Origin of the sequence: Sphingomonas sp., from assembly GCF_031380695.1 — a bacterium.
Taxonomy (GTDB): domain Bacteria; phylum Pseudomonadota; class Alphaproteobacteria; order Sphingomonadales; family Sphingomonadaceae; genus Sphingomicrobium.
The window spans coordinates 1-8,484 of sequence record NZ_JANMWY010000134.1; the positions used below are offsets into that span (position 1 = coordinate 1).

The 8,484-nt window shown below is 64.2% G+C and carries 9 protein-coding genes and 1 tRNA gene; 6 read left to right on the forward strand and 4 right to left on the reverse strand.

The window, feature by feature from the left end:
- A partial coding sequence (locus RMN84_RS04850) for a phosphoenolpyruvate carboxylase (protein ID WP_309611070.1) occupies window positions 1-1,085 on the reverse strand: 1,085 nt, incomplete at its 3' end.
- A 216-nt stretch (window positions 1,086-1,301) separates the two neighbouring features.
- On the opposite strand from RMN84_RS04850, the gene RMN84_RS04855 reads away from it, so the two are divergent.
- The 5 genes from RMN84_RS04855 (at window position 1,302) to RMN84_RS04875 (ending at window position 6,320) form a co-directional block, all read left to right on the forward strand.
- Complete coding sequence (locus RMN84_RS04855) at window positions 1,302-1,949, forward strand: PEPxxWA-CTERM sorting domain-containing protein (protein WP_309611071.1); 648 nt, start codon at window positions 1,302-1,304, stop codon at window positions 1,947-1,949.
- Window positions 1,950-2,047: 98 nt separating this feature from the next.
- Window positions 2,048-2,536: a DUF2231 domain-containing protein gene (locus tag RMN84_RS04860; protein ID WP_309611072.1), complete on the forward strand. Its 489-nt coding sequence runs from the start codon at window positions 2,048-2,050 to the stop codon at window positions 2,534-2,536.
- Window positions 2,533-3,882 carry a sorbosone dehydrogenase family protein gene (locus RMN84_RS04865; RefSeq protein ID WP_309611073.1) on the forward strand — a complete coding sequence of 450 codons (1,350 nt, stop codon included), beginning with the start codon at window positions 2,533-2,535 and terminating at the stop codon, window positions 3,880-3,882. The genes RMN84_RS04860 and RMN84_RS04865 overlap by 4 nt, the downstream gene beginning before the upstream one ends.
- A gap of 138 nt (window positions 3,883-4,020) precedes the next feature.
- Window positions 4,021-4,248, forward strand: a complete 228-nt coding sequence (locus RMN84_RS04870) for a hypothetical protein (RefSeq protein WP_309611074.1) — start codon at window positions 4,021-4,023, stop codon at window positions 4,246-4,248.
- Between the two features lie 50 nt (window positions 4,249-4,298).
- Window positions 4,299-6,320: an EAL domain-containing protein gene (locus tag RMN84_RS04875; RefSeq protein ID WP_309611075.1), complete on the forward strand. Its 2,022-nt coding sequence runs from the start codon at window positions 4,299-4,301 to the stop codon at window positions 6,318-6,320.
- Window positions 6,321-6,347: 27 nt separating this feature from the next.
- Here the strand turns inward: RMN84_RS04875 and RMN84_RS04880 are convergent, their stop codons facing one another.
- Genes RMN84_RS04880 through secE form a run of 3 tightly spaced genes read right to left on the reverse strand, consistent with a single transcriptional unit; the run spans window position 6,348 to window position 8,104 of the window.
- Entirely contained in the window at window positions 6,348-7,313 is a 966-nt protein-coding gene (locus tag RMN84_RS04880; protein WP_309611076.1) for an FkbM family methyltransferase, read from the reverse strand.
- Between the two features lie 33 nt (window positions 7,314-7,346).
- The gene (gene nusG, locus RMN84_RS04885) at window positions 7,347-7,886 is read right to left on the reverse strand and encodes a transcription termination/antitermination protein NusG (protein WP_309611077.1); all 540 of its coding nucleotides are present in this window, start codon (window positions 7,884-7,886) and stop codon (window positions 7,347-7,349) included.
- Window positions 7,887-7,903: 17 nt separating this feature from the next.
- Window positions 7,904-8,104: a preprotein translocase subunit SecE gene (secE, locus tag RMN84_RS04890; RefSeq protein WP_309611078.1), complete on the reverse strand. Its 201-nt coding sequence runs from the start codon at window positions 8,102-8,104 to the stop codon at window positions 7,904-7,906.
- A 160-nt stretch (window positions 8,105-8,264) separates the two neighbouring features.
- On the opposite strand from secE, the gene RMN84_RS04895 reads away from it, so the two are divergent.
- Window positions 8,265-8,337: transfer RNA gene (locus RMN84_RS04895), tRNA-Trp, on the forward strand.
- The last annotated feature ends 147 nt before the right edge of the window (window positions 8,338-8,484 follow it).

Below are 8,484 nucleotides of genomic sequence, written 5' to 3' on the forward strand. Positions count from 1 at the left end.
TCGATCGCGTCGATCAGGGTGACGAGGTCGGCGCGGAAGGCGGCGGTGTCAGTATAAGGGTCGGCCGGGAGGCGTGAGGGGCGCGGTGGGGCACTGCCGATCAGATCGACATAGGTTGCGGCGAGGCGGGCGTAGATGCCGCTCAGCGCGCGGCGATAGGGCTCGTCCTGGCGGGTGCCGCCGGTGTCGCCCGAGGCGTCGGCCAGCGCAAGCAGCTCGGGCGTGACGACCGCCAGTTCGCTCGAGATCGACAGTTCGGCGCCGAGCGCGTGGACGGTGTCGAGATAATGACCCAGCACCGCCGCGCTGCTGCGGGCCAGCGCGAGGCGGAGCGAGGCCGCGTCAACGAACGGATTGCCGTCACGGTCGCCGCCGATCCAGCTGCCGAGGCGCAGGAAGCTGGGCGGGCGTTGGCCGAGAATGCGGTCCCAGCGGGCGTAGAGCGCCGGCAGGACGGGAAGGAAAATGTCGCGCATGTAGGACACGGCGGTCTCGACCTCGTCGGCGACGTAGAGCTTCTCGCGGCGCAGCGGGCGGGTTTCCCAGAGGAGCGCGATCTGGCGGAGGATCGCTTGCTCGACGAGGTCGCCGTCGGGCGTGACTGTCGCGCCGGAGTCGCGCAGCTGCATGAGGTCGGCGATGCGGTTGCGGTGGTCGAGCATGCTCTTACGCCGCACTTCCGTCGGGTGGGCGGTAAGCACCGGGGCGATCAGCGCGCGGTCGAGAAGGGCGGCGACGGCGGCTTCGTCGATGCCCTTGCTCGCCAGTCGCTCGCACGCTTCTGCCAGCGTCGCGCCCTCTTCCGCCGCCGCCGCCTGGCGATCCTCGGCGAGGTTGGCAAGCATCGAGAAAAGCATGAAGCCGCGCACGAAAGCGAGCGTCTCGTCGAGGCTCAGTGCGTCGAGCCCGGGATCGACCGCCTCGCCCGGCACGACCCCGCGATGGCGATCGACCGAGGTGGCGCGGATATATTCGATGCGGCGGAACAGGGGCTCGCCATCGAAGCCGCGAATGACGTCACCGAGCAGCCGCCCGAGGTAACGGACGTCGGGGTTCTGCTCGATGCTGTATGCCTGCCGATCCAACCCGCATTCCTTACCGAGCCGCCCATGCGCGAGCGCGCGGTCGGGCGCAAGGGAGCGGAGGGCTGCGCTTCGAGCTAGATTTTCATGGTGCGGAAAGTGGTCGACGAAGGTTACGATGGAGAGACGTAGTAATGGGACGAGCGACGGAACTAGTCTCACCAGCGCTAGTTACGGTTTTGCGACCTCCTCACGTGGCACCGCCAACGGAGTCTAATCATGAAACGATCCCTTCTCGCTCTGCTCGTCGTTCCGCTGATCGCCCTTACGCCCGCCGCACAGGCGACGACCGTAACCGATCCGGCCGGCGATTTCATCCCCGGCTTCATCGGCCCCGCCAATCCTGACCTCGACGTGACCAACTTCTCGGTCGGCTACAACAGCGCGACGTCGATCTTCTCGCTCGGGGCAACGCTCGCTGGCGATATTAATCCTGCTACGGCTGGGTTCTACGTCATCGGGGTCAATACCGGCACGGGCGTAATTGCGCCGTTCGCGTCGGTCGGCGCGCCCAACGTGATCTTCAACCAGGCGATCGTTATCCGAAAGGACGGCACCGGCTCGATCGGCGCTACGGCACTCGACCCGTCGACGATCGCCATAACCGGGAACATCTTCACCGTGCGCGTGCCGCTCGCGCTGCTTCCGACCACCGGCTTCGCGCCGGGCAACTATGGCTTCAACCTATGGCCGCGCGTCGCGCTGGGCAATAACAACCAGATTTCGGACTTCGCGCCCAATAACGCCACCATCTCGGCCAATGGCGCGGTACCCGAGCCCGCGACGTGGGGGATGATGCTGGTGGGGTTCGGCGTCGCTGGCATGTCGCTGCGGCGCAATCGCCGGGCACGACTGGCCCGCGCCTAAAGTTCGCCGGCCCTGGACGAGACGCTGCGTCCATGACCGGGCGGACGGCGGAACAGTTTCGAGTGCCATTTATTGCGCTCGTCAACGGGAGCGTGCGCATGGCAGAGTTTGTCGAGGAACGGCGCAGCGGGGTCGATAGCCGTGCGGACAGTCGCGTTGCCACTCCGGGCATTGCCAGCGGGCTGCACCGCTTCCTCGGTGGTTTTCCGACCTCCTTCTTCAGCCTCGCGCTAGTCACCGACTATGCGTATATGCAGAGCGGCGTCCTGCAGTGGCAATATTTTTCAACCTGGCTGATCGTCGCGGCGCTGGTCACCGGCGGGCTGGCCGTGCTGGCCGGGCTGGTCGACTGGGCGACTGGCGGCGCACGCGGGCGACGCGGATTCGGCTGGCATTTCGGGCTGACGATCGTCGCGCTCCTGCTCGGGCTGGTCAACGCCTTCGTCCATAGCCGCGACGGCTGGGTGGCGGTGGTTCCCCAGGGCATCTTACTGTCTTTGCTGACCGTGTTCCTGCTCTACGTTGGCGGGTTCGTCGGCGGTTTGATGGATCGACCGAGCGCGCGCGTGACGGCGGCGAGGTCGTGAAAGCGCGTCTGCTCCTAGCCGCCGCGCTGGTCGCCAGCCTCGCCGCGTGCAGCGACGACAAGTTTGACGACGCGTCGCAGGTCGGGCCCGATCCGGCGTTGCCTGCGCCGCGTAATTTTCTCTTCCCGCCGATGGGCATTTCGCCCGGTATCGGGTGGAAGGCGAACGAGGGGCCGACGGTTGCGCCCGGGCTGACGATCAAGGCATTGGCGACCGGACTTGCCCACCCGCGCTTCGTTTACGCGTTGCCTAACGGTGACGTGCTGGCGGTGCAGGGCGACGGGCCGGGCACCGAGCCGGTGCTCAAGCCCAAGCAATTCGCCTTCAAGATCATCCGCAAAGGTGCCAGCAGTAGTCCCGAGGGGCCCAAGCCGAAGAATCGCATCACCCTGATCCGCGACGCCAACGGTGACGGCATTCCCGAGCTGGTCTCGACCCTAGTCGACAATCTGAAGTCGCCGTTCGGTGTCGCGTGGATCGATGGGCAGCTTTATGTCGCCAACTCCGACGGCGTGATGGTCTATCCGATGCCGCTCGGCACGACGACGATCCCCTCACCGGGCACGTTGCTGACCCCGCTGCCCGGCGGGCCGATCAATCATCACTGGACCAAGAGCCTGGTGCTGTCGCCCGACGGCCAGCGCCTCTACGCAACGGTCGGCAGCAATTCGAACATCGTCGAAAATGGATTTGAAGCGGAGAAAAACCGCGCGGCCGTGCTCGAGATCGACCGCGCCACCGGTCGCAGCCGACTGTTCGCGACCGGCCTGCGCAATCCCAACAGCCCGGCGTTCTACCCCGGCACCAGCGACCTCTATGTCGTGGTCAACGAGCGCGACGAACTCGGCTCGCACCTCGTTCCCGATTATCTGACGCGCGTGCAGGACGGCGGCTTTTACGGCTGGCCCTACAGCTATTGGGGGAGCCACGAAGATCCGCGCATCGCGCCGATGGACCGGCGGCCCGACCTGGTCGCGAAGGCGATCAAGCCGGATTATGCGCTGGGCAGCCACGTCGCTGCGCTCGGTCTGGCGTTCAATACCAGCACGACACTGCCGGCTAAGTATCGCGGCGGGGCGTTCATCGGCGAGCATGGCAGCTGGAACCGCGTTTCACCGTCGGGGTACAAAGTGGTGTTCGTGCCGTTCGTCGGCGGCCGGCCGAGCGGCAAGCCCGAGGATATCGTCAGCGGCTTCCTGACCAAGGACAACAAGAATACGTTCGGCCGCCCGGTCGGCGTGGCGATCGACCGGACCGGCGCGCTGCTGGTCGCGGACGATGTCGGTAATACGATCTGGCGGGTAACCGCGACCGCTGCACCGCCCGTCGCACCGATTGCAAGGTAAGCCTATCTAGGTAAGCGTTTTTCTTGATCGAGAGCGTCAGTCCAGCCTTGAATCTCATCCGGCTCGCGCCATATCATTTGCGTCCGAAAGGGCGTATCTCGGATCGTGTGGTTGGACGCTGTCGAAAACGGGGCGGCAATGAACGCAATCGAACTTAGAGACTATTATCGTTCGCGGCAGCAGGCTCACGAAGAGTTGGCGGCGAAAGCCGGTGAAAGCTACATTGCGAAGATTCACCTCGATCTGGCAGCGCGGTATGCTGCGCTGACAAAGGACGAACCGCAAGCCGATCCGGCGACCGTCGACCAGCGGCAGTCCGTCTTGTCGATCACCCTAATTCTCGAGGATTCTCTCTCGACTGCCTAACGATATGGTAACGCCGCTCGTCTAGGCCGGAACCTGACGGGAGGCCATTGGTGGGAAGCATCGGACGGATTTTGCGACCTGGGGTCAGTTCTGGCCCAGACGAGGCGCGTCCGCAGCCGTCCCGGGCCGATGGCCTGATCCGCGAATATGAGGCCAGCGGGAAAGGCTGGTTCTGGGAAACGACGCGCGACGGCGCCCTAGCGTACATCAGCGAAGGCGTCGCGGACACGGTGGGGCGGGAAGTCGCCGATTTGCTGGAGCGACCCTTCGTCGACCTCATCTCCTCTGAATCGCAGGGCGCGGCAGCACCGTCGGAGCGGACGCTCGGTTTCTACCTGTCCTCGCACGTCGCGTTTCAGGACCTCATCGTCCGGGCGAAAACCAAGAATGAAACCTGGTGGTCGATCTCCGGTCGGCCGATCCATGACGAGATCGGGCGCTTCCACGGTTATCGCGGATTCGCCGCCGATCTTACCAAGATGCGCCAGTCGGAGGTCGAACTCGACCGGCTGGCGCGACAGGATTCGCTGACCGGCCTGCCCAACCGCGAAGTTCTTCGCCACGCGCTCGACGACGCGATGGTGAGTGCCGTGCGGCGCAAGCGGCTCTGCTCGGTCTTCCTCCTGGATCTCGACCGGTTCAAGGCGGTCAACGACACGCTCGGCCATCCAGCGGGTGACATGCTGCTGCGGTTGGTGGCGCTGCGCTTGAGCGACAAGGTCGGGAACCTGGGCCAAGCCGGACGGCTGGGCGGTGACGAGTTCGAAGTGGTCCTGCCCGGACTGTCGTCCAGGGCCGAGCTGTCGGAACTGGCGCAGGCGATCATCGACAGCCTGTCGCGGCCGTATCCGATCAACGGCACGAACGTGTCGATCGGCGCGTCGATCGGTATCGTCACATCCGACTATGACGATCGCACGTCGGACGACCTAATGCGCGATGCCGATCTGGCGCTTTATGCGGCCAAGGCGGCCGGCAAAGGGACCTACCGTTTCTTCTCGCCCGACATGCACGAGGTGGCGCGCGAGCGGCAACTGATGGAATCGGACCTTCGCGTTGCCCTGGAAAACGACCAGCTTCGCGTCGTGTATCAGCCGGTGGTCAACACATCGACCGAGGCGGTGACAGGGTTCGAGGCACTCATTCGGTGGGACCATCCCGAGCATGGGCCGATCAGTCCGACCGAGTTCATTCCGCTGGCCGAGGAGATCGGGCTCATCAACGAAATCGGCGAGTGGGTGCTCAGGACCGCCTGCGCCGAAGCGGCCAGATGGCCCGAGCATATCATGATCGCGGTCAACCTCTCGCCGGTGCAGTTCAAGGCGCATGCGCTGCCGTCGCTGGTGCAAATGGTGTTGAGCGATTCGGGCCTCGCCGCGAAACGGCTGGAGCTGGAGATTACCGAGGGCGTCCTACTCAACAACGACGAGCATGTCCACGACATGATCGGGCGACTCAAGGCGATCGGGGTGAAGCTCGCGCTGGATGACTTCGGGACCGGCTATTCGAGCCTGAGCTATTTGCTGCGCGTCCCGTTCGACAAGATCAAGATCGACCAGTCGTTCGTCCGCGGGGCATCGGCACCGGAAAGCCGCAACGCCGCGCTGATCAGGGCTATGGTCGGCCTGGCGACGGATCTCGACATGCAGACGACGGCCGAAGGGGTCGAGACTCAGGACGAGCTAATCCTCATCAGGAAGCTCGGCTGTTCGCACATTCAGGGCTATATCTTCGGCAAGCCGATGCCGGCCAGCGAGGCGTCGAAACTCGCCGCGAGCGAGAGCGCGGTGCGGCCGGATGGATTCAAGAAGGCGCGCGAAACGCGTATTCGGCTAATCCGCGGTGCGCTGCTGCACTTCGCCGATCGCGTGCGCAGCGCGCGCCTGCGCAATATTTCAACCGGCGGCGCCCTGGTCGAATGCCGCGAGGAACTGCCCGTGGGTGCCCAGATCAAGTTGGACTTCGCCGCCGGAAGCACGGTCGACGGGACGGTGGTGTGGACCAAGGGGCTTCACTCTGGCGTCAAGTTCACCGAGCCGTTCAATCTGAAGTTGCTGCAACAGGTGAAGTGAGGGAGGCGATGAGTGCTTCCCCTCGATCTAGTTGTTGGGCGATGCCGTCATTAGAGGAAGCGTCGTGCCGAGCTGGTCGATGATCGCGCAGGTGTAGCCGAGCTCATTGAGAAAGGCGGTCATCTCGACCGAGGTCAGATGACCATCGACCATGTGCGGTTCGATGATGAAGCGCGGGCGGTACCTGGCAATGAATCCGCCCGATTTCGTGATCACATCGCGTTCGGCGCCCTCGATGTCCATCTTGATGAAATCGACTCGGGTTAGGCCGAATCTCTTTACGACATCGTCGAGCGTGATCGCCTGGACCTGAACCGTTTCCCGGCGGTGGTTGCCGACGAAGGTGGTGAAGGACGAGCCCATCGCTCCCTCGGCGCTGAACGTCAGTGTGCCGGCGGTGCCCGAGACCGCCGAGCTGTCGAGGGTGATGTTGTCGAGTCCGGTGCGGCGCTTGCGCGCGGCGAGGTTGATGGTCGCTGCCTGGCGGTTGAGCGGATCGGGCTCGAACGCCACGACGCGACCGGTCGGGCCGACGGCATTGGCGAAGGCGATACTGGTCAGCGCGGAGTAGGCACCGAGGTCGATGACCGTTTCGCCGAAGCTGAGCTGGGCGAAGTCGAGATATTGCTGACAGGTCTGGAACGGCTCGGCGAGGCTCGAGAACATGACCGGGAATTCGTCGAAGCCGTGGACGTTGTGCAGCCGCGGCGTCGAGAAATCGACCAGCGAATAGGTCTTGCCATCGCTGCGCATCTGGACAGGCTCAACCGACGAGAAATAATATTCGAAGTCGTTGATAATATCGAGCAGGTAGATGTTGTTCTCGCGCGCGACGCGGACGATGCGCAGGGTCTTCTTGTCGATCACGCTGATTGCGTCGCGGGTGGTCTGGACGGTCAGGTCGTGGCGCTTGGCCTTGTCCGCCAGATAGTAGAACAGGCCCGGCGCGACGTCACCGACGACCTTGGCGAGAACGGCTTTGGCTTGACCCATGATGCACTCCCGGCGCGCAACGACGCCGCGCGGTTACTTGACGCGTTCGACCTGCTCGAACTCCAGTTCGACCGGCGTTGCGCGACCGAAGATGGAGACGCTGACCTTGACCCGGCTGCGGTCGAAGTCGAGCTCCTCGACCACGCCGTTGAAGCTGGCGAAGGGACCGTCGAGCACTTTGACCGCGTCGCCGATTTCGTAATCGACCTTGATCCGCGCCTTGGGCGCGGCAGCGGCGGCCTCTTCCTTGGTGTTGAGGATGCGCGCGGCCTCGGCCTCGGTGATCGCTTGCGGCTTGCCATTGGGGCCGAGAAAGCCGGTAACCTTCGGGGTGTTCTTGACGAGGTGATAGACCTGGTCGGTCATCGTCAGCTTGGCCAGCACATAGCCGGGGAAGAATTTGCGGTCGCTGGTAACCTTCTTGCCGCGGCGGACCTCGGTCACTTTTTCGGTCGGAACCTCGATAGCCTCGACCGCCTGGGTCAGGCCGAGGCGGCCGGCTTCGGCGACGATCGACTCGCGCACCTTGTTCTCGAAGCCCGAGTAAGCGTGGATGATGTACCAGCGGGACATGATGGGTTTGCTTCGCCTTATTTCGCGAGGAGGCCGAGGAGTGATTTTACGACCGCGCTGAACGCGGCGTCGACACCGAAGAAGAAGATCGCCAGGACCGAGGTCAGGATGACGACCATGATGCCGGTGGTCAGCGTCTCGCGCCGGCTCGGCCAGACGACCTTGCTGCCTTCGCTGCGGACCTGCCGCATGAATTCGCCGGGGGAGACTTTGGCCACTAGCTTGTCCGTCCATCGTCGAGGGATAGAAAAAAGAGGTCCGCGGGCGACCCGCTAGACCTCATCGAGGGGTCGTGTAGCGGGTTGCGGGCGGGGGTTCAAGCGGGACGAAACTCTTGCGTGCGACAGGCGCGCAAGCTACCGGGCGGGCCGCGCCCAAAGGGGTATAGCTCAGTTGGTAGAGCATCGGTCTCCAAAACCGAGGGTCGTGGGTTCGAGTCCCCCTGCCCCTGCGCGAGCGAACGGTCGCCGCTACGCCGCGATGTCGTAAGGCTGGATTTCACCGCTCAGATAGAGATTTCGCGCTTTCGTGCGGGATAGTTTGCCGCTGCTCGTGCGCGGGAGGGTTCGGGGCGGGATGAGTTCGACCACCGCCGAAA